Source organism: Prosthecobacter sp. (assembly GCF_044227185.1).
In the GTDB taxonomy this organism is placed as follows: Bacteria; Verrucomicrobiota; Verrucomicrobiia; order Verrucomicrobiales; family Verrucomicrobiaceae; genus Prosthecobacter.
Genome location: NZ_JBGAFO010000008.1, coordinates 143,523 through 164,743, shown reverse-complemented (window position 1 = coordinate 164,743; position 21,221 = coordinate 143,523). Strand labels below are relative to the sequence as shown.

16 protein-coding genes are annotated in these 21,221 nt (G+C 62.3%); 3 read left to right on the top strand and 13 right to left on the bottom strand.

What is annotated here, in order from left to right; translation table 11 throughout:
* Nucleotide 1: 1 nt before the first annotated feature.
* The 6 genes from ACILSQ_RS19350 to ACILSQ_RS19325 form a co-directional block, all read right to left on the bottom strand.
* On the bottom strand, nucleotides 2–1,738 hold the full coding sequence (locus ACILSQ_RS19350; RefSeq protein WP_395745297.1) for a zinc-dependent peptidase: 1,737 nt from the start codon (nucleotides 1,736–1,738) through the stop codon (nucleotides 2–4).
* Complete coding sequence (locus ACILSQ_RS19345) at nucleotides 1,735–2,976, bottom strand: NAD(P)/FAD-dependent oxidoreductase (RefSeq protein WP_395745296.1); 1,242 nt, start codon at nucleotides 2,974–2,976, stop codon at nucleotides 1,735–1,737. Before ACILSQ_RS19345 ends, ACILSQ_RS19350 begins: the two co-directional genes overlap by 4 nt.
* Nucleotides 2,977–3,134: 158 nt before the next feature.
* Entirely contained in the window at nucleotides 3,135–5,510 is a 2,376-nt protein-coding gene (locus tag ACILSQ_RS19340) for a prolyl oligopeptidase family serine peptidase (RefSeq protein ID WP_395745295.1), read from the bottom strand.
* A gap of 352 nt (nucleotides 5,511–5,862) precedes the next feature.
* Entirely contained in the window at nucleotides 5,863–6,741 is an 879-nt protein-coding gene (locus tag ACILSQ_RS19335) for a proline racemase family protein (RefSeq protein WP_395745294.1), read from the bottom strand.
* A gap of 123 nt (nucleotides 6,742–6,864) precedes the next feature.
* A complete protein-coding gene (locus ACILSQ_RS19330; protein WP_395745293.1) occupies nucleotides 6,865–8,640 on the bottom strand; it encodes a DUF885 domain-containing protein in 1,776 nt (591 codons plus the stop codon).
* A gap of 209 nt (nucleotides 8,641–8,849) precedes the next feature.
* On the bottom strand, nucleotides 8,850–9,752 hold the full coding sequence (locus ACILSQ_RS19325) for a dihydrodipicolinate synthase family protein (RefSeq protein ID WP_395745292.1): 903 nt from the start codon (nucleotides 9,750–9,752) through the stop codon (nucleotides 8,850–8,852).
* Between the two features lie 218 nt (nucleotides 9,753–9,970).
* Between ACILSQ_RS19325 and ACILSQ_RS19320 the strand changes: the two genes are divergently transcribed.
* A complete protein-coding gene (locus ACILSQ_RS19320; protein ID WP_395745291.1) occupies nucleotides 9,971–10,675 on the top strand; it encodes a helix-turn-helix domain-containing protein in 705 nt (234 codons plus the stop codon).
* Between the two features lie 200 nt (nucleotides 10,676–10,875).
* Here the strand turns inward: ACILSQ_RS19320 and ACILSQ_RS19315 are convergent, their stop codons facing one another.
* From ACILSQ_RS19315 to ACILSQ_RS19295, 5 genes are all read right to left on the bottom strand, one after another.
* Entirely contained in the window at nucleotides 10,876–12,324 is a 1,449-nt protein-coding gene (locus ACILSQ_RS19315; RefSeq protein ID WP_395745290.1) for a DUF1501 domain-containing protein, read from the bottom strand.
* Between the two features lie 64 nt (nucleotides 12,325–12,388).
* Nucleotides 12,389–13,189 (bottom strand): DUF4058 family protein, encoded by an 801-nt coding sequence (locus ACILSQ_RS19310; RefSeq protein ID WP_395745289.1) that lies wholly within the window; start codon nucleotides 13,187–13,189, stop codon nucleotides 12,389–12,391.
* 74 nt (nucleotides 13,190–13,263) lie between these two features.
* Nucleotides 13,264–13,677 (bottom strand): four helix bundle protein, encoded by a 414-nt coding sequence (locus ACILSQ_RS19305; RefSeq protein ID WP_395745288.1) that lies wholly within the window; start codon nucleotides 13,675–13,677, stop codon nucleotides 13,264–13,266.
* 146 nt (nucleotides 13,678–13,823) lie between these two features.
* Nucleotides 13,824–16,976, bottom strand: coding sequence for a DUF1553 domain-containing protein (locus ACILSQ_RS19300; protein WP_395745287.1), 3,153 nt, complete (start codon nucleotides 16,974–16,976; stop codon nucleotides 13,824–13,826).
* A 305-nt stretch (nucleotides 16,977–17,281) separates the two neighbouring features.
* Complete coding sequence (locus ACILSQ_RS19295) at nucleotides 17,282–17,644, bottom strand: hypothetical protein (RefSeq protein ID WP_395745286.1); 363 nt, start codon at nucleotides 17,642–17,644, stop codon at nucleotides 17,282–17,284.
* A 72-nt stretch (nucleotides 17,645–17,716) separates the two neighbouring features.
* On the opposite strand from ACILSQ_RS19295, the gene ACILSQ_RS19290 reads away from it, so the two are divergent.
* Nucleotides 17,717–18,472: a helix-turn-helix domain-containing protein gene (locus tag ACILSQ_RS19290; RefSeq protein WP_395745285.1), complete on the top strand. Its 756-nt coding sequence runs from the start codon at nucleotides 17,717–17,719 to the stop codon at nucleotides 18,470–18,472.
* Nucleotides 18,473–18,481: 9 nt separating this feature from the next.
* Here the strand turns inward: ACILSQ_RS19290 and ACILSQ_RS19285 are convergent, their stop codons facing one another.
* Entirely contained in the window at nucleotides 18,482–18,796 is a 315-nt protein-coding gene (locus ACILSQ_RS19285; protein ID WP_395745284.1) for a hypothetical protein, read from the bottom strand.
* Nucleotides 18,797–19,070: 274 nt separating this feature from the next.
* Between ACILSQ_RS19285 and ACILSQ_RS19280 the strand changes: the two genes are divergently transcribed.
* On the top strand, nucleotides 19,071–19,478 hold the full coding sequence (locus ACILSQ_RS19280) for a sigma factor (protein ID WP_395745283.1): 408 nt from the start codon (nucleotides 19,071–19,073) through the stop codon (nucleotides 19,476–19,478).
* Between the two features lie 118 nt (nucleotides 19,479–19,596).
* Here the strand turns inward: ACILSQ_RS19280 and ACILSQ_RS19275 are convergent, their stop codons facing one another.
* A complete protein-coding gene (locus ACILSQ_RS19275; protein WP_395745282.1) occupies nucleotides 19,597–21,087 on the bottom strand; it encodes an amidase in 1,491 nt (496 codons plus the stop codon).
* Nucleotides 21,088–21,221: the final 134 nt, after the last annotated feature.

Here is a 21,221-nt window from a genome sequence, read left to right as displayed (position 1 = left end):
GTCATGCGCCCCAAAGCTTTTCCAGCAGCGCGTAGATCACGGGATCATGTTGCTTCAGCTCGTCCTTGGTGAAGGGGGAGAAATCATTGCGGCTGAAGAAGGCCTCCGAGCATTCGGCAAAGTACTCTTTCGCATTCGTCATCGCATAGGCCTTGGCGATGCGTTTGCGTCCTTCGGAATCCTGGCGCTGCACCTTGTCGTATTTGCCCGCAGCTTTCGCAGCCTGGAAGGCGGCTTCGATCTCCGCGTTTTCAAAGCCCAGCACACGGTCGTGGTAGGCATGGGCCAGCTCATGCAGGGCGAAGTTCGGCATGCGTCGGGTCTCGGCTTCGAAGATTCGCACATTGGTGAACTCCACACCCTTCACCATCACCGGATCGCGGCCGTTGTCCTTGAGCCAGCCTGCGCCGGGGTGGTATTCGGCACGCGGGTGGGACTTGGGATACTCGGGATTGAAATACAGCGGCACCTTGCGCAACTCCGCCACGGCCTTGGGCGGTACCACACGCACGATCTCCTGCAACTGCAGCGCCAGGAGCTTCAGCGCTTTCTCGGTCAGCTCCGCCTCCTTCTGCAACAGCTCGCGGCTGATGCTCACGCTCCAGCCTTCGATGCTACGGACCTCGCGCGCTCCATTGGCGTCTGCATCGCGCTTGCGGGCCTTGTCCTTGATCATCTCCCTGGCTGCCTGCAGCGGTTCCGGCCATGCAAAGGTGGGAGCCTTGGCGGGATCGTAACCCGCCATGTGGCCCGTGAGCCGGGTGGGCGGCTTGGTGTAGTGCAGTTCGGTTTCACCAAAGACTTCACGGCACAGCGCGGCGAGGCCCGGATCATACTCGATGAGCTGGGAGCGAAGGTGCACGTGGTTGTGGTCATGGTCGTTCACGCGGTTGTCGTCAAACCAGCTCTGCACACCTTCGGCCCAGTATTCGCTGTGGTTCACGCTGGCGTACTTCCCGCGCCACAGGCCTGCCTTCATCGCCGCGTCATAGGTTTCTTTCAGCCGCCTGTCGAAAGTGGGGTCCACATTCACCAGGCCGCGCAGGTGGATGCAGTGTGCAAACTCGTGAATGACGATGCACTCCTTCTCATAAGGATCGCCAGGAAAGGCCAGCACGTTTTCCTCCGCGCAGGAGCAGAAGGGATCCGTCTTGCTGCCGCCCAGGCCGCGTGCGCGCACGTTCCAGTAGGTTCTGGCCGCCAGAGTTTCAAAACCCTTCACCGGCTTGTCCGCCATGCGGGCAAACTCCGGCAGGTCGGTGGTGAATTCATCATGCGCCATGATGATCATGCGGGCGCCGCTGTCGATCATGGCCTGCCGCACATCGGGCCGGTGGTCGAGCATGAGATTGAGCAGATACGCCACCTCCTTCAGCGCATAGGGATTCGTCTTTGCTGTGGCGACAATGGGAAAGCCGTGAGCGCTCTCCCGCTGCGTGTAGCAGGCAGGCACGCCATCCTTCGCCGCGGGATCGTAGCGAAAACCCTGTACGGGCACTTTGCTCACCACCTCCGTCTCACGCGTGCCATCCACGATGACAAAGCGATGCCCGAGCGTGGTGCCGATGATGTTGTCCTTTCCCGGTTCGATCCTGCCATTCGGCACACGGCCGCCTTCCGGGTTGATCCAAAACACTTCGACCGCATGAGGTGCTGCATTGATGATCTGGAGCTTGGGCCGGTCCAGCGCGAGCGCGGCGGATGAAACGAGCAGCAGGATGGCAAGGAGGGTTTTCATGCGAAGCGGTCGGGTGACATCAAATCGAGCGAGACGTGCGGCTTCTCTCCAGCGATCAGGTCGCTGACGATCTGCCCGGTGGCGGGAGCGAGGCTGAGGCCCATCATGGCGTGGGCGGTGGCGAGGGTGAGATTTTTCCAGCGCTGGATGCGGCCGATGTAGGGCATGCCGTCGGGGGAGACGGGACGGAGGCCGGTCCAGGGTTTGATTTCGGCGAAGTCGCGTTCAGCAAAGGCGGGGAAATAGGTGGCAAAGGAGCGCGTGATGCCGCGTACACGCGCAGGGGTGACGGATTCATTGAGGCCGGCGATCTCCATGGTGCCGCCGACGCGGAGGGCGCCGTCCATGGGAGTGACGGCCAAACGGGCCTCGGTACAGATGCTGCAAAGGTGCGGAGTTTGTGTCGGATTCGGCAATGTGAGGCTGTACCCCTTGCCGGCCTGCATCGGGATTTTGAGGCCCAGACCGGCCGCGAGATTTGCGGACCAGACCCCACCACACAATACCACTTCTTGACATTCGACTTGACTTTTGGAGGTGAGGATGGCCCGGAGGGAGCGGTTTTCAGTTTTGAAGCCGGTGACTTCGGTGTTCCAGAGGAACTGGACGCCGAGGCGGGTGAGTTCGGATTCGAGGGCGGCGATGAAGCGGGCGGGGGGGAGGTGGCAGTCTTTGGGGAAGTAGACGCTGCCGCAGATGTCCATGGTGACGGCGGGATCGAGGGCGGCGGTGGCTTTGGCGTCGAGGACCTGGGCTGGGATGCCGAGGGAGTTCGCCTGGGCGGCCATGCGGGCTTCTTCGTCCAGGGTGTGATGCTGCTTGCAGAGCATGAGGAGGCCGTTTTTGACGAGGCCGAAGTCGAGGCCGATGTTTTCGAAGAGCTGGCGGCTGAGGAGGCCCAGATCGCGGAGGACGGGTGCGGCGGCGGCGACGCGGGATTTGGTGGCGGCTTTCCAAAAGTGCAGGCCCCAGGAGAGGAGGTCGGGATCGAGGCGGGGCTTGATGTAGAAGGGGGATTCGGGGTTCCACATCCACTTGAGGCCGAGGCTGACCATGCCGGGAGCGGCGAGGGGGATGAAGTGGCTGGGGACGACCATGCCCGCATTGCCGAAGGAGCAGCCATCGCGCCGGGCGGCATTGCGCTCAATGACCGTGACCTGCATGCCGCGCCGGGCGCAGTAGAGCGCCGTGCTGAGGCCGATGACGCCTGCGCCGAGGATGGTGATGTGGGTGGGCATTGAGGCGAAAGACAGAGGGGCTGAGGGACTGCCGGGGAGGTGGGTGTGGCGGAGCGCAGGGTTGCGGGCAGGAGTGCCCGCATCACTTAAGGGCTGAGGGACTACTGGGGATGTGGGTGTGGCGGGGCGGTTCCTTGTTCCGCAGGAACAAGGCTACTTTATGGGCGCAGATGTTTTACGAGGAACTCCATGCGGAGGCGGGAGCCGTAGGGTGTTTCGGCGGCGCCGTGGCCGGTGCCGGTGATGGGCATGAAGTCGAAGGTCTTGTTTGCTCTTTGCAGCGCGCCGACGACCTGGGTGGTGGTGGCGGGATCGACGTTGGTGTCGAGTTCGCCGACGATCAGGAGGAGATGGCCTTCCAGTTTGTGGGCGTCTTCGGTGTTGGAGCTGAGTTTGTAGCTGTCATCGACGGGCCAGCCCATCCACTGCTCGTTCCACCAGATTTTGTCCATGCGGTTGTCGTGGCAACCGCAGTCGGCGACGGCGACGTGGTAGAAGTCGTGGTGATCGAGCAGGGCACGCATGGCATTCTGCCCGCCAGCGCTGCCGCCGTAGATGCCGACGCGGGTGAGGTCCATCCAGGGGCGGGTTTTGGCGGCGGCTTTGATCCAGGCGATGCGGTCGGGGAATCCGGCGTCCTTGATGTTTTTCCAGCACACGTCGTGGAAGGCTTTGCCGCGATGGTTGGTTCCCATGCCGTCGAGTTTGACGATGATGAAGCCGAGTTCGGCGAGCTGGTGCATGCGGAGCTGGCGCTCAAAGTCCTTGGGGGCATGGGCATCGTGAGGTCCGGCATAGATGTTTTCGATGACGGGGTATTTCTTCGCGGGGTCGAAGTGCGAGGGCTTGATGAGGATGCCGTGGATGTCGGTGGTGCCATCACGGCCCGCTGCGACGAAGCGCTCCGGCATGGTCCAGCCTGCGGCGAGGAGGGGGAAAGCGTCGGCCTTTTCCAAAAGGGTGACGAGGCTGCCGTCTCTGCTGCGGCGGAGTTCGTGAATGGGTGGGAAGTCGGCGCGGGAGTAGGTGTCGATGAAGGTCTCTCGATTGGGTGAGAACTCGATGTGGTGGTTGCCATCTCCCTGGGTGAGCTGCTGGAAGCCGCTGCCATCAAAATTTACGCGGCAGAGGTGGAGGTGGTAGGGGTCTTCGGGGACATGCATGCCGCTGTCCATGACGAAGGTCTCCCCTTTACGCAGGCCGCTGGCGAGGAACCAGACCTGGCGGTTGGTGTCGTCCACATGCAGCACTTCGCGGACGGGCCATGTGCCTTTGGTGACCTGGTTTTTGAGCTGGCCGGTTTTGATGTCGTAGAGGTAGAGGTGGCACCAGCCGTCGCGCTCGCTCATCCAGAGGAGTTCACCGGTTTTGTGCAGCCAGTGACGCCAGGTTTTTTTGGCGTGGTCGATGAAGGTCTTGCTGGTTTCTTCGACGATGGTGCGGACAGCGCCGGTTTTGGCGTCGGCGGCCAGGATGCGGTAGAGCTGATGGCCGCGCTGGTTGTAGTCGAAGTGGAATTCTCTGCCGTCAGGGGCCCATTGCAGGTCGAGCTGCTCGACTTCGGTGAAAGGATTGGGAAAGAGGTCTGAGTTGATGCGCTTCCACTCGCAGCCGGAGTCGGTCAGCGTGAAGAGGACGGGGAAGGGCTTGGGGAGCGGATCGCCGGGCTTGGCATAGTTGCGTTCGTAGATCTTGGGCTGGACCTGGCCTTTGGGGGTTGATTCGACAATGGCGAGCTTGCGGAGGGAAACGGGGACGCAACTGGTGACGACGAAGGCCTTGGAGTCCGGGGACCAGCGGATGGGGCCGCGCAGGGGTGACCTGGCGGCGGATTCGATTTTGAGGCGCAGAGTTTTGTCTGCGGTGCGATCATGCAGAAGAACGTACTCCTGCTCGATCATGGCGGACCATTTGCCGTCGGGGGACTGGGTGCCGCGTTCTTTTTTCTGCGGCTGCTCCTCTTTGGCTTTGGAGATGCCTTTGCCGTCGATGATGAGGGTTTGAGGCGAGGCGGCGGCCTCGATGACGGCGAGGTGCTCGCCGGTGCGGCTGGTGATGAGCCAGACGTGGCCTTCGAAGGTGTGCTGCTCGCGCTCACTGCCGGCGCGGATGCGGCCGTAGTTTTGGTGCTGGCCCTCTCTATTGATCCAGAAGAGTTCGACGTCAGTGTCGAGCTTGTTGATGAATTTGAGGCCGGACTCCGCGCCGGTGCGCGAGGTTTTGCGCAGTTCGATTTTGGCGGTGGAGGACTTGAGAGACTCTTGTTCTGGGAGGCCGAGGGCTTTGAGGGATGGCGCCGTTTTGCGTGTGCCGGTGGTGGCGTTGATGAGGACGAACTCGTGTTTTTTGGGGGCGATCTGGATGCGGTACCAGAATGATTTGCCGTCGGGGAGCCAGCTGGGCTTGAGGTGGTCGCGGAAGACGAGGTTTTCGGTGCGCTTGGGGAGACTGAGGGCTTGTTCGAAGCGGTCTTCCTGGGCTGCTGCGGAAGCCGTAGAGAGGCACAGAAGAATGAATTGAAGGAGGGTTTTCATGGATTGTAACTCTGTGTAACTCGGTATGGGCTCTGTGGTGTCAAATGAAGGGGAATGGATTAATCACAGAGCACTTGAACTCAAGGCGGCTGGATCGTGGAACGGGGTGGAACAAGTTGAGTTCATTTGAGAGCTGTTTGCACGAAGAGAGCTTCCAGATTCCGGCTTCCTCCTTCGCTCTTCGAGCTACGGAGGACGAGAAAGCCGGTACTACAATACTTGCGCTGGCGGGGTTTCAGATTTGGGGTGTTGCGGGGCTTCCAGAACGGGCTAAAGCCCGAACTACGTACTCAGATGAGCTGCGGAGCTGTGGAAGTCATTTGGGAGGCCACGAGGAGACACAGAGGAAGGTTCATGCTGTGGTGGTGCCGATGCCGAACTGGAAGGGGTCGGCTGGGTCGAGGATGAGGGTGGATTCGGCGGTGATGTGGGCGGTGCCGGTAATGGTGGGGATGATGTGGTCACCGGAGGGGGAGTAGATGGCTGTGAAGACGCTGCCGATGATGCTTTCCTGACGCCATGTTTCGCCGGGGGCGAGCTTGTTGTCTGCGGCGAGGCAGGCGAGCTTGGCGCTGGTGCCGGTGCCGCAGGGGGAGCGGTCGTATTCGCCGCCGGGGCAGAGGACGAAGCTGCGGCTGTGATTGGCGGGATCGTGCGGAGGGGAGAAGAGTTCGACGTGATCGACTTCGGGATAACCGGCGGCGTGAATGGCGGCACGCATTTGCAGAGCGGCCTGGGTGAGCTGCGGGATGTTTTCGCGGGTGAGGGCGAGGCCGTGGTCGGATACCAGAAAGAACCAGTTTCCGCCATAGGCGACGTCTCCGGTGATGCCGCCAGCGACTTGGACGGCTTTGGCTTTGCGGTAGGAAGGGACGTTGCGGATGCTGACGCGGCCGTCTTCATGCAGGGTGGCGGTGACGATGCCGACGGGAGTCTCAATGCGGTGCTCTCCGGGGGAGATGCGGCCGAGGTGACGGAGGGTGATGATGAGGCCGATCATGCCGTGGCCGCACATGCCGAGGAGGCCGACGTTGTTGAAGAAGATGACTCCGGCTGCGCATGCGGGGGACGTTGGGGGGACGAGAAGAGCGCCGACGATGACTTCGTGGCCGCGGGGCTCGCAAAGGATGGCGCGGCGGTAGGTTTCGAGGGTCTCAGGAGTGACGCCGCCGAGAACGACGCGGGTGGGCTCGCCGCCGGTGTGGGAGTCGATGATGGGGATGCGTTTCAACGGGGCGGGGATAGTTTAAAGTTTGAAGTTTAAGGTTTAAAGTTGGGGAGGTTTTTGGACGGTGCGGAGCGGGAAGGGATTGCGGAGGCCGACTGCGGGCAGGAGTGCCCGCATCACTTGGGCTCAGCGGGGCTGCGTGAGGCGGGTGCGGACGAGTTCGGGGAGGAATTTGACGGGGAGGGAGCCGTGGTCGATGGCGGCTTCGTGGAAGCGGCCGAGGTCGAATTTTTCGCCCTGTTCGCGCTGGGTCTGCTGGCGGAGGCGGTAGAAGGCCATGCGACCGGCGAAGTAGGTGCTGAGCTGCGCGGTGTTTTGCTTGGAGCGGATGATTTTCAGTTTGGCCTCGCCTTCGGACTGGAAGGCTCCGTGGGTGAGGAGGTGCATGGCCTCGTCGTCGGTCATGGCGGTGCAGTGCATCTTGTGGTCGAGGATGGAATTTACGACGGCACGGAGGTAGAATTTGAGCTGGTTGAGGCGCAGGGAGAGATCGCCGCCGCCGTAGCCTTGGTCGATCATCATCTGCTCGGTGTAGACGGCCCAGCCTTCCTTGAAGGTGCCGGACTGGAGGACCTGACGAATGAGCGAGGGGCAGCGGGTGGAATACTCGAGCTGCACGTAGTGGCCGGGGTAGGCTTCGTGAATGGTGAGCACCTGGAGCATGTGCTTGTTGTATTCTTCGAGGAAGGTCTGCACGCGCTCGGGTTTCCAATCGGATGGGGGAGGACTGACGGCGTAGGTGCTGGGTCCGGAGGGATCGAGCGGGAGAGCGGATTCGAGATAGGCGACGGAGTTGCCACGGCGGAACTCAGGCATTTCGAGAATCTGGCAGCGGTCGGGCTCGGGCAGGCGGAGGATGTCGTGTTCTCTGATGAAGGTCTTGATACGAGCTACGGTGGCGCGGGTATCGGTGATGAGGGCTTCGGGGGTGCCGTGGTCGCGGCTGACGGCGCGGATGACTTGGGCGATGGTGTCGTGACGGCCTTGGGCATCATCGGGAGGGAGAGGTGTTTTGGGGAAGTGGCGGCTCCAGAGCTGGCGGGCGATGATGTACATGTCGCGCTGCACGCGGTCGTATTCGGCTTCGGCATCGGCGAGGACTTCATCGGCGGTGCGGCCGGTGTCGAGTTCCAGCTCGAGCTTGCGTGCGAACTTCTCTTTGCCCATGCGCCAGTGGTCGGTGGCTTTTTTGCGCAGGTCGGATTCGAGGAAGGTTTGGTATTCCTTCAGGGCTGCGACGACGGGTTTTGCGGCGGACTGCAAGGCGGGGAGTTGAGGGGTGGAGCCTGCGAGGGTGAAGAGCTCTTCTTCATAGAATGAGATGGCGCCGCGGTTTTGCAGGATGGCGGTGTCGAGGATGGAGTGCGGGACGGCCTGCAGTGTCTCGCGTGCGGTGGCGATGATGCGGGGGATGAGAGCCAGACGGGCGATGACGTTTTTGATGTTGGTCTCCTTTGGCAGGGTGGACTGAACGAGGAGAGTGTAAACGCTGTCGCTGATGTAGCTGCCGTAGGTGCGGGGATCTTCCTCGAAGGGGTGGGTGTTTTCGGTGAGCCAGATGCTGCGGGTGAGGTCATCGCGCAGGATTTCGAAGTCGATCTGCGAATTGCGCGAGAGCTGTGCGTAAGGGACGGCCTGGGGCAGTGCGGCGAGGGTTTGCCTGGCGAGAGCGAGCCAGGAGGCGCGGGCGGTGGGGGAGATGTCGTCGAGTTTGTCGTCGAAGCGGTGATCGCCGAGCATGGTGGCATCGAGCGGGCGCAGTTCGAAGGTCTTTTCGAGGTAGGTCTTGAAGAAGGATTCGAGTTTGGCGTCGGCGGTGGTGGTGTTGTTGTTTTGAGCGGAGGATGGACCGACCACGGTGAGGAAGACGAGGAGAAGGAGGAATGTGGTGGTGGGGTGCATGAGCGATGCGGAGCGTGAGGGGTTTAAAGTTTAAGGTTTTAAGTTTGAAGTTGGGGACGCTGGCGCGGGAGCGGGGCGGTGGGTGTTTGCGGAGCGCCGCACAGAGGACTGTGCGGACCACTATGCTTGCGCTTTCGCGGGGCGGTGGGTGCTTGCGGAGTGCTGCGGGCTCCGAGGCCCGCGCTCCTGGGCCGCTTTGGAATGCGGAGCTAGATTTGCGGGCGGTTGGCGAGGGAGTCGCGGATGATGGTGAGGACTTGGTCGCGCTCGGTGCCCGCCAGCGGCAGGCGGGGTTCGCGGCACCATTCTTTGCCGAGGCCGGTCTCCTGGCAGAGGAGCTTGATGTATTGCACGAAGTGGATGTGGGTATCGAGCTTCATGAGGGGCTGCATCCAACGGTAGAGGGTGCGGGCTTCGTCCCACTTTCCGGCGCGGGTGAGGTCCCAGAGTTTTTGATTTTCCTGCGGGAAGGCGATGCCGCTGCCGGCGACCCAACCATCGATGCCGAGGATGCTGCACTCGAGAATGAGATCGTCCACGCCGGTGAAGAGCTGGTAGCGGTCGCCCACGAGATTGCGCAGCTCGGTGATGCGGCGGGGGTTGGCGCTGCTTTCCTTGATGGAGGTGAGGTTTTCGATGTCGGCGAGCTGGGCGAACATCTCGGGCGTGACGTCGGTGTGGTAGCCGACGGGGTTGTTGTAGAGCATCCAGGGCAGCGGTGTGGCTTTGGCCAGGGTGCGGAACCAGTGCTCGGTCTCGCGGGGATCGCTCTTGTAAACCATGGGGGGCATGATCATGAAGCCGGCGGCGCCGAGTTGTGCGCCGTCTTGCATGTACTGGATGGCGGCGCGGGTGTTCATCTCGGCGACGCCGCTGACGATGGGGATGCGGCCGCGTGCGGTTTCGATGGCGCACTGGAGGACGGCGCGTTTTTCATCGGGCTGCAGGCACTGGTTTTCGCCGAGGGAACCGCAGACGATGAGGCCGGAGATGCCGGACTGGATGAGGGCCTCGAAGTGGCGGGCGGAGGAGGGGAGATCGAGGGACTGATCTTCGTGCATCTGAGTGACGACGGCGGGGAAGACGCCGGACCATTGGGGGAGGGATGACATAAGGAGAGGGGGAAGTGAGAATGACGAAACCAGAATGAGGAATGACGAATGAATGACCAAAAGAGGGGGACGCACTGAAAACTGGGAACTGAAAACTGAAAATTGGAAATTGGATGAGGCGTGACTGGGCACGATATTGTGGTTTGAGGGGTTGAGGGTCTTGATTGCTTTTTGGGCGGGAGGCTGCCAATTCAGTCAAAATGATGGAATCGGGCGGGATGTTCTCTGAGCATGCGACGACGGAGGCGCTGTTTGATGCGCTGCCGGATGTGGTGTTTTTTATCAAGGATGCGGCGGGGCGGTATGTGCGGGTGAATCAGACGCTGGCGGATCGCTGCGCGGGTGGGGACAAGGCGAAGCTGAGGGGCAAGAGGCCGGAGGAGGTGTTTCCGGCGGCGCTGGCGGCGAGCTATGCGCGGCAGGATGAGGCGGTGCTGAAGACGGGGAAGCCGGTGGCGCATCAACTGGAGCTGCACATTTACCCTGGGCACAAGGCGGGGTGGTGCCTGACGACGAAGCATGCGCTGCGCGATGGGAGGGGGTGCATCGTGGGCGTGACGGGGATCTCGCGGGATCTGAATGCGCCGAGCGACAAGGCGGGAGGCTTTGCAGAGCTGGCGGCGGCGCTGAAGCACATGCAGCAGCGGTTTGCGGAAAGCCTGCGGATCGAGGACATCGCGAAAAAGGCGGGGCTGAGTGTGTATCAGTTCGAGCAGCGGGTGCAGCGGCTGTTTCAAATGAGCCCGCTGCAACTGCTGCACAAGCTGCGGCTGGATGAGGCGACGCGGCTGCTGCGGGAGACGGACCGCTCGCTGGCGGACATTGCGATCGAGACGGGGTGGTGTGATCAGAGTGCGTTCACGCGGCACTTCAGCCGGTATGCGGGGATGGCGCCGGGGAAGTTTCGAGGGTTGAGGAAGTGAGCTGATCGACAGACAAAAGAGCCGAGGCTATGTGGAGACAGGCGAAGCCAGCCTATGGTACTCCCGATCAGTGCGCGTCGAGGAAGTTCGTATGCCGAGGTGTTTGCAGCGCGCTCATGGACGGGTCCATTCTTCGCACTGCGTGCTTCGAAGGATAAACCGGGCTGTCGCCACACCCATCCTACGTCCGAGCCGCGGCATCACGCGATCAGCGCCTTGACGGGCTTTGCTGGATTGATGCCGATGAGTTTCTGGTCGAGGCCTTGGAACTTGTAGGTGAAGCGGTCGGCGTTGTAGCCGAGGAGGTTCAGCACGGTGGCGTGGAAGTCGCTAATGTGAAGCGGGTCTTTGACGATGTTGTAGCTGAAGTCGTCGGTCTCGCCGTAGATGGCGCCGCCTTTGGCACCGCCGCCGGCCATCCACATGGTGAAGCAGCGCGGGTGGTGGTCGCGGCCGTAGTTCTCTTTGGAGAGGCCGCCCTGGCTGTAGATGGTGCGGCCGAATTCGCCACCCCAGATGATGAGGGTGTCGTCAAACATGCCGCGCTGCTTGAGGTCCTCGATGAGGGCGTGGCAGGCCTGGTCCACGTCCTTGCACTGGCTGGGCATGCGGCCGCCCACATTGCTGTGGTGGTCCCAGTTGTTGAGGTAGATCTGGGTGAAGCGCACGCCGCGCTCGGCCAAGCGGCGGGCCATGAGCACGCTGTTGGCAAAGGTGCCGGGCTTCCTGGCTTCATCGCCATACATTTTGAAGATGTGCTCGGGCTCGCTGTTGATGTCGGTAAGCTCGGGCACGCTGGCCTGCATGCGGAAGGCCATCTCATACTGCTGGATGCGCGTGTGCGTTTCGGGGTCACCGACTTCCTTGTAGTTGATCTCGTTGAGCGCGTTGAGTCCTTCGATGGTGCGCTTGCGCACGCTGCTGGGCACGCCAGCGGGGTTGTTGATGAAGAGGATGGGGTCGCCCTTGCTGCGGAAGGAAACGCCCGCGTGCTCGCCGGGCAGATAACCGCTGGACCACAGGCGCGATGAGATGGCCTGCTCCTGCTCGCGGTTCGTCGGCGTGGCGATGAGGACGACGAAGGTGGGCAGGTTCGAATTCATGCTGCCGAGGCCGTAGGACGCCCAGGAGCCGAGGCAGGGGCGGCCGGTGATCTGGTTGCCCGTCTGCATGGCGCAGATGGCGGGCTCGTGATTGATGGCCTCCGTGTGCAGCGAGCGCATCCAGCAGATGTCGTCCGCGTTTTTAGCCAGGTGGGGCAGCAGGTCGGAATTCATCCACATGCCGCATTGGCCACGCTGGGCGAAGTTGAACTTCGACGGCGCGATGGGAAAGCGCGCCTGCCCGCTGGTCATGGTGGTGAGGCGCTGCCCGTTGCGGATGCTCGGCGGCAGATCTTTGTCATACCACTTCATCATCTCCGGCTTGTAGTCGAAGAGGTCCATCTGCGCAGGCCCGCCGACCATGTGCAGGTAGATCACGCGCTTGGCCTTTGGGGCAAAGTGAGGGCCCATGGCGCCTCCCGTCGATGCGTTCGCAAAGGATTCGCCGAGAAGTGAAGCCAGCGCGGCACCGCCGAGAACGTTTTTACCGCGTGCAAAAAGCTGGCGGCGGGTTTGGTAGGTGTCCCATTCGTTTAAGATGCTCATAGGAGGAAGAGAAAGGAGTTAAAAGTTTAAGGTTTAAAGTTTCAAGTTGGGGGACGCTGCGTGTTCAGCGACGGTGGGTGGATTGGAGATGGGTGTGGAGCCAGGCGGCGTCTTCAGGCATCAGCGGTGGCTCGGGATCGCGGGAGTAGTGGGTGGACTTGTCGAAGCCGCAGTCGGTGTGGCATTGCCCGGCGAGTTCCTGGAGGTTCAGCCAGACGTCCTGGTCATCAGGGCGGAGCGGGACGCGGATGGCGGGCAGGGACTCCTGGTAGGTGACGCGATAAAGCTCACGCTGCTGGGGCTGCTCCGCGCGAAAAACGGTGACGGCGTGAGGGGGCAGCCTGCCGCTGTCCATGCGGATCGCTTCGGCCATGCCATCATCTTCAAATCGAAGAAGCGCGAGGCCTCCTTTTCGAATGAGGTCGATCTCCACCAGGTTGACGCATGACTCCATGAGGCCGAGGCGCTTTTGCAGGTAGGCGAGAGCACCTGCGCCGTGCTTGTTCGTGGGGCTGAGAAGCTCGATGACGGTCACAAGATCGCCGCCGAGTTCGCGGATGGTGAGATGACGTGGTTTGGGGGCAGTGACATCCCGCACGATGGGCGGAGAGAAATTCGGCGGGGCCGAGGCGAGCAGCGTGTCCTCTCGCACCTTCCACACGCTGACATCCGGCCTAAAGCCTTTGTCGTCATCGAAGCGCGTGGAAATCTTCATGCCCTGCTCGATGGACACCTTCAGGTCCGCAGGCATCTGCCGCTGCAAGCGCGAAAGCGACGACGCGATCATCGTCGGATGCACCTGAAACCACTGCTCTTCAAAGTAGGGGTTCAGTCCCGGGAAGGGATATGGGGCATCGGGGGGCAAGGCAGAGTTAAAAGTTTAAGGTTTAAAGTTTCAAGTTGGGGACGCTTCGTGGGTGGTGGTGGCGGGGGACGGTGTCAGTCTTTGGGACTTGCGGAGGTGGTTTGGAATTTGCGGCCTTTGATTTCGGTTTGGCGAAGGTATTTGATGAAGCCGTCGAGGAGGCGGCTGACTTCGAGGCAGCGGTTGTGGAGTTCCTGCCACTCGGGCTGAGTCAGGTAGGCTTCGTCGAGCGCTACATAGAGCTGGGAGCGGACTTCGCCGCATGAGCCTTTGGCATGGCCGAGGAATTGAATGAATTCTTTGGTGCCCCCACGTTCGAAGCCTTCGGCAATGTTTGAAGTGATGGAGATCAAAGCACTGCGAATTTGATCGCGCAGCGCGAAGTCCTTCGCGAACTCTCCCTTTCGGGAGGCCCTGTAAACAAGCCGAGTCAGCTCCCGGCCTTTTTGCCAGGCGAGAATGTCTTCGAATTGTTCGATGTTGGCCATGGGGAAGTTTAAAGTTTCAAGTTTAAGGTTTAAAGTTGGAACAAGTTTGAGGGAGTTTTCAAGAATGGGGCAGTTGCTCGCTGTTAACCATGGAGTGTTCGCGTCGGAGAACTTGAAACTTTTAACCTTAAACTTTTAACTTTGGCCTACTTGTTCAGCACCTCGTCCAGATTCATCACCTCGTTGCAAAGCATGGTCCACGCGGCGAGTTCGGGTTTGGCGAGCTTTTCATCGGCTTTGGATTCACCCACCTTCAGCAGCGCTTCGGCGTCTGCGGCATTGGCTCCGTAGAATTTGCGCATGTCCGCGAGCGTGGCGGTGAGGATGGGTTTCTCGGCGTCCTTGAGGGGGCGGCAGAGGAGGCGGGAGTAGATGGACTCGAGCTTGGCGGTGTCGTCGCCGGGAACCTTTGCGAGGGTGTGCTGGGCGAGGTTGCGGGCGGCTTCGATGAACTGGGGGTCGTTCATGGTGACGAGGGCCTGCAGCGGGGTGTTGGTGCGGTCGCGGCGGACGCAGCTCATCTCGCGGCTGGGGGCGTTGAAGATGTCCATGTTCGCGGGCGGGGCCATGCGCTTCCAGAAGTCGTAGAGGGTGCGGCGGTACAGGTTTTCACCTTTGTCCTGTACGTACTTTTCAGTGCCCATGCCGACGACTTCCCAGATGTTCTCCGGCTGGTAGGGTAGGGTGCCTGGGCCGCCCATGCGTGGAGAGAGGGTGCCGCTGGCGGCGAGGGCATAGTCGCGGATCATTTCGGCGTCCATGCGGAAGCGCGGGCCGCGGGAGAGCAGGGCGTTGTCGCGGTCCTTCTCCAGCTTGGCGGGCGTGATGACGGCGGCCTGACGGTAGGCGGCGGAGGTGACGAGCATCTTGTAGAAGCGCTTCACATCCCAGCCGCTTTCCTTGAACTCAACGGCCAGCCAGTCGAGCAGCTCGGGGTTGGAAGGGGCGCTGCCCATGATGCCGAAGTCCTCGCTCGTCTTCACCAGGCCGCTGCCGAAAAGCTCCTGCCACATGCGGTTCACGGTCACGCGGGCGGTGAGGGTGTTGTTGTCACTGACGAGCCACTTGGCGAGGCCGAGGCGGTTCTTCGGAGCATCGGCGGGCAGCTTGCCGAGAGCGGCGGGCACGGCGGCCTCCACGGCGTCTCCGACTTTGTCGTACTGGCCGCGCATGAGGATGTTGGCCATGGGCTTGGTGTCCATCTTCTCCTCCTGCACGTGGGTCATGGGGCTGCGGTTTTTGATGGCCTCCTGCTCGGCGGTGAGCTTGGTGCTGGTGGCGAGGGCGGTCTGGTAGGGCGCGTCACGCGTGATGAGGTAGTGCTCAAACAGCGCCTCCTGCTGCTTCGGTCCCTGCTTTTTCGCGGCGAGCATGGTGCGCAGCGGGCCGACTTTGGAAAGGGTCATCACTTCCGCGGCGGTGAGCTGGCGGTCATAGATGCGCACGTCCTGCACGCCGCCGTCCATGAAGTAGGAGCCGTGGCTGCGCTGGCCGATGCGCGTGGGCGTTGTCGTTTTGATGCTGCCCTTCAGCGCATTCACTTCCGGGCGGATCTGCGCCTCCACGCCATCCACAAAGATGCGCACGCCGCCGGCCTTGCCTTTGCCATCATAAGTGACGAAGACATGCTGCCACACGTTCGGGCGCAGGGCGGGCTTGGCGGTGCTGACCTTGACGGCGTCTTCCGGCCACTTGCTGACGATGTGCACGGAGAGTTTATTATCGCTCTGGAAGAGATCCCAGCCGCGATGGCCGTTCTTTTCATCCATGCGGCTGAGGATGCTGCCGGAGATGCCGGTGACCTTGCCCGCGCGAATCCACGCGCCGTAGCTGAAGGCGTGATCTTTTTCGTAGTCGCCCACGTCGCCGATCTCAAAGGTGCTGCCGGGTTTCATCACGGGGGCGGGGCCAAGTTTGCCATCGGGCTTCCAGGTCACTTCGCCGGCGGCTTTGAAGGTCTTGGCCTCGCCGCAGGTGGCGGAGATTTGAGCGCCGGTGCCTTCATTCAGCGGCAGGTGCGCGGTGATGCCCTTGGTGGGCACGTCCTTGTCCAGGTCTTCCGGCTTGGCGGTAGTGAGCCAGAGGTCAAAGAGCGGCTTGGCGGTCTTGCGTGCGGCGTCCTGCTTCGTTTTGGCAGCGGCGATTTCCGTGGGCAGCGCGGTCCAGCGCGGGCGGTCCTTGTCCGTGGGCAGCACCAGGATGGGGCCGAGGCCGTCCTTCACATTGCCATCCTTGGCCTTCTGCGTGGTGTTGCGGAAGAAGGCAGCCATGGAGTAGTAGTCCTTCTGCGTGATGGGGTCGAACTTGTGGTCGTGGCACTGCGAGCAGTTCGTGGTGAGGCCGAAGTACACCCAGCCCATGGTCTGCACGCGGTCGGAGGCGTAGTTGGCGAGGTTCTCTTCATCAATGGTGCCGCCTTCATTGGTGGTGATGTTGCAGCGCTGGAATCCGGTGGCGATGAGCTGGTCTTCGCTGGGCTTGGGCAGCAGGTCGCCGGCGATCTGCTCGACGGTGAACTTGTCGAAGGGCTCGTTGTTGTTGTAGGCTTTCACCACCCAGTCGCGGTAGGGCCACATTTCGCGCGGCTTGTCAAAGTGCAGGCCGTGGGTGTCGGCGTAGCGCGCGGCATCCAGCCAGTAGCGGGCGCGGTGCTCGCCGTAGGCGGGGGATTTGAGAAGCTCGTCCACCAGTGCAGAATACTTTTGCTCCGTGAGCGGCAGGTAGCGCGCCATGAGCTCGGGCGTGGGCGGCAGGCCGGTGAGGTCCAGCGACACGCGGCGGATCAGCGCATGGTCTTCCGCCTGGGCGGCCGGTGTGAGGCCGATGGCTTCCAGCTTGGAAAGGATGAAGCGGTCCACCGGGGTCTTCACCCAGGCGCTGTCTTTTACCGCAGGCAGCGGGGCTTTGTGCGGGGCGATGAGCGACCAGTGCGGCTGCCACGGCGCTCCCTGCGCGATCCATTCCTTCACCAGCGCGATCTGCTCGGGCTTCAGGGTCTTGTGCGAATCCGGCGGCGGCATGAGGTCGTCCTCATCCTTGGTGATGAGGCGCTGGAAGAGGGCGCTGATCTCCGGCTTGTTTTTGATGACGGTGGGCTGCTCGCCTTCCTTGGCGGTGAAGAATCCGGCTTCGGTATCGAGGCGCAGGCCCGCCTTGCGAGTTCCTGGATCGGGGCCGTGGCAATGGAAACAGGCGTCCGCGAGGATGGGGCGGATGTCTTTGTTAAAGCCGATGGGCTGCGCTGCCGTCGCTGCGGAGGTGGCGAGAAGCGAGAGGAGCAGGGTGAGATCGAGGCGCATGCGGTGGGTGGGGACGGTTTGGTATGGAAATGTCTCGGACTGGTATGAATATGCTTACGAGGGATGGGGGCCTCGTTTATCAAAGCGGTAGTGGGACGAGGGGCGAGAATGACGAATGAGAGCCTGATCTTCCCCCTCCTCCTACTCTTACTCCTACTCCCTTTTTCCGGAAAAGGGAGGAAGAGTAGGAGTAGGAGGAAGATTAGGGCCTGCTGCGGAGCGTTGGATGATGCGGGGCGATTGGATCGAGGACGAGTTCGAGTAGGAGGACGAGGACGAGCGGGGAAGCCGAGGGCGAGGTGGCCTCACACCATGGCGCTGCGGAGGGCCAGGCGCTCGGATTCGGGGAGGCTGCTGGCGGTGATGGCTTTCCAGGCGGCATTGATGTCGATGCGGCTCCAGATGGCGGCCAGGCAGTTGCCGAGGCTGATGCGCTCCTTCGGGGCGCGCACGTGGGTGAGGAGATTGAGCGCGAGATCGGGGCGGTGGTGCTTCACCACGAGGATGAGGTCCTTCAGCTCCTCGTCATTGCAGGAGGTGACGACTTCCGCATCGCGGAGCAGGTCGTCGAGCAGGTGTACCTCACGCGTGTTCCCACGATGGAGGCTGGCTGCCAGCCGCCGGAGCCGCTCGCGGCGCTGGGGCAGGGAATGCAGGGCTTTGATCATACCCTAGAATACGCTGCGGGTGGCAATCACGTCTTGCATGCGCATGGCATGCTTGTGTAAAATACGCGCATTATGGCGTCTATTTCACCACAGGTCTTTTTGCGGCGGGTGCGCGGGGCGGAGCTGGCGCGGCTCTTTGACCTGCTGCCGGACATGTCGTTTTTCATCAAGGACCGGCAGGGGCGGTTCATGGCGGTGAACCGGCGCGGCTGCGACTACTGCGGGGTGAAGCATGAGAAGGATGCGATCGGCAAAACGGACCTGGATTTCTTCCCGCACAGCCGGGCGATCGAATACCAGGAGGATGACGAGATCGTGATGCGGACGGGCAAGCCGATCGTGAACCGGCTGGAGAGCGCGCCGGAGGCGGAGGGCTCGCCGCGGCTGGTGATGTCCAGCAAGATCCCGCTGCGAGATGCGGAGGGGCACATCATCGGCGTGGCGGGGTTTTCACGGCAGGTGGAGCAGGTGCGCAGCCGCAGCTCGGGCGAGGCGCGGTTTGCGAAGGTGATCGAGCAGATGCACAAGCACCCTGAGGCCGCGCTGAGCAGCGCCGAGATGGCGCGGATGTGCGGGCTGTCCCAGAGCCAGTTTGACCGGAGCTTCCGGCGTGTGTTTGGCTCCTCCGCGCGACAGTACCTGCTGCGGGTGCGGGTGGAGGCGGCGTGCCGGAGGCTGGCGGAGACGGAGGAGACGGTGGCGGCGCTGGCGGTGGAGCTGGGGTTCTTTGATCACGCGCACTTCACGCGATGCTTCCGCAGCGTCATGGGGATGACGCCGGCGCAGTATCGGGAGGAGAGGGCGCCGAAGGGGCCGAAGAGGAGGTGAATGACGAAATCAGAATGAGGAATGAGGAATGGGAGATGGAGGGGGGTAAGGGGCGATTTCTTCGGTGGGGATGCCGAGGAAGGAGAAGCCTTGGCGGATGCGGTCGATCATTTCGCGAGGCTGGATGATGCGGGAGATGGCGCGGCGACCCTTTACGGTGATTTTGAGGGTGCGGCGATAGAGGGGGACGACACCGCGCAGGAAATCGGCTTGGAGCGTGGTTTTGACGTACTCGTCCTCGTAGGCCGCGCGTTCCTGATCTGCCACAAAGATGGTATCACCGGACTCATGGCGTGCTGAGCGGAGGGAAACCTGGGTGAACATAGGGATGAAGGTGGACGGAGGGTGAGCGGAGGCATGGGACGTGGTGGAAAGCCTGGCTGCGCCGCCAGTCGATGTGGGGCCATCTTTGAGCCATCTGCGGCGTTTCTTCCAGGCGGGTGCCGGGCAACGAGCGGGTGCCGGTGACGGGGAAGACATGTCGTTTGGAGACAGATGAATTCATGGCTAGAGTGCATCCACGCTTTTTTGGCCGGAATGTTACCCACGGATTTTTGCGGGGCGGAAAAACGGGAGGGCTTTTCTGCGTTGTCTCTTCGTGCGCGGATTCAACACAGCCGATAAGGCAGGGCTCAAGGTCTATCTCGAACAGATCGACATGGCGAAGCCGCTGATGCCTGCGCAGGAGGGGGAGCCGGGAGAACGCGAAGTGCGGGCGGGCATGATTCGGGCGAACCTGCGGCTGGTGGTGGAGCTTGCGCTGGAGCAACGCGACTCGTGCGAGGTGCCCATTTTAGACCTCATTTCCGGCGGCAATATCGGCCTGATGAAGGCGGTGGAGCGCTTCGATCCGGGCAAGGAAGGCGAGTTTTCCGTTTTCGTGCGGTGGTGGATCCGGCAGGGCATGAAGCGTGAGGTGGCCAAGCATGCGGAGAAGGTGCCTGCCTCCATCGCGCAACCGCTGGCTAACCAGGGGACAGATGAGGATATTGCCTTGCCCGCGTGATGTCTGGCTGATTGAGGGCCAAGCTTGGTGAACACGAACACTTGTGAATGCGGCTGGCGGGTTGATGAGAGCTTTTGGCATGGCGTGAGCGCTGGCCGGAGCGAGCTGAAGCTCGCGATTACTTTGGCTGGAACTCCGGCGCTCTTCGCGCTTTCGTGATCTCCTCAAACGCGTGGCCCAGCGCGAGGATGCGTGCGTCGGCGCGGGCATCGCCCATGAAGGAGAAGCCGATGGGCAGTCCATCGACGATGCCGAGGGGGACGGTGAGGTGGGGATAGCCTGCGACGGCGGCCGGGGTGCTGGCGACGCGTTCGTTGGTGTCTCCGTGCGCGAGGTCGATGCGGCCGGCGGGGTCGTTGGTGGGGCAGATGAGGGCGTCGAGCTGATATTCGCGCAGGGCGGCGGAGATGCCTTCGGGGCCGGCGAGGCGGCGGGCGTTTTCGCGGGCTGCGGCACCGGCGGCGATGATCTCGGGCGTGCCGAGTTTTTCGGCCTGCTCGAAAAATTCCTGGGCGAAGTGTGGCATCTCGGTGTCGCGGTGCGCTTCATTGAAGGCGATGACGTCGGCGAGTGAGCGGACGTCGCCAGCGCGCTGGGCGAGGTAGGCGTTGAGCTCGGTGCGGAGCTCGATGAGCATGGCTTTCCAGGAGAGGGCGCCGGCTTCGCGCGTGTTGGGCAGTTTGACGGGGTCGATGATGGTGGCTCCGGCTTCGCGGAGTTTTTGCAGGGCGGTTTCGAAGAGGGCGAGCACCTGCGGGTTCCTGCCGCAGTGGCCGCGGATGACGCCGAGGCGGGCGCCTTTGAGGACGGCAGATTTTAAGTCTGCTGTGAAGTCTTCTGCGAGCACCTGCATGAGCAGGGCGGCATCGCGCACGGTGAGGGTCATGGGACCGGCGGTGTCCTGCCAGTGGGTGATGGGGATGATGCCGCTGCCGCTGATGAGGCCGACGGTGGGCTTGAACCCGACGATGCCGCAGGCGCTGGCGGGGCTGACGATGGAGCCGTTCGTCTCGGTGCCGATGGCGGCCGGTGCGAGGCCCGCAGCCACGGCGGCGGCGGAGCCGGAACTGGAGCCGCTGGCGCTGTGGGCGAGCTTGTGGGGATTGAGCGTGAGGCCGCCGCGTGCGCTCCAGCCGCTGGTGGAGTTCGGGGAGCGGATGTTGGCCCATTCGCTGAGGTTGGTCTTGCCAAGGATGACGGCGCCGGCGGCGCGGAGGCGGGAGACGAGGGCGGCGTCTTCCTTGGGCGGGTGATCGCGCAGGGCCAGCGAGCCTGCGGTGGTGTGCATGGCATCGGCGGTTTCGATGTTGTCCTTGATCAGAATGGGCAGGCCGTGCAGCGGGCCGGCGGGGCAATGCGTGGCGATGTCTTTGGCGGCGGGATTCAATTCGAGCACGGCATGGATGCGCGGGCCGGATTTGTCGAACTGGGCGATGCGGGCGAGGAAGTGCTCCACCAGGTGCAGCGGCGTGGTCTGCTCTGAAGTGAGCTGGGTGCTGAGATCGGCGAGGGTGGCGTAAGGAGGCGGGGCTTGGGGAGTCCGTTTGGTGCATGCTGCCGGGGCGAGGGCTGCTGCGGTGGCGGATTGGAGCAGGCGGCGGCGGTTCATGGGGAAGTCAGATGTGAACCACGGAATACACAGAATACACGGAAATGTGAATGGGGTTTTGAGTCTGCTCTGGACGAATGAAATGGTGGTGACGTTTATCTTTGAAGCAGAGCGCTGTAGTTTTGGATGCGTCT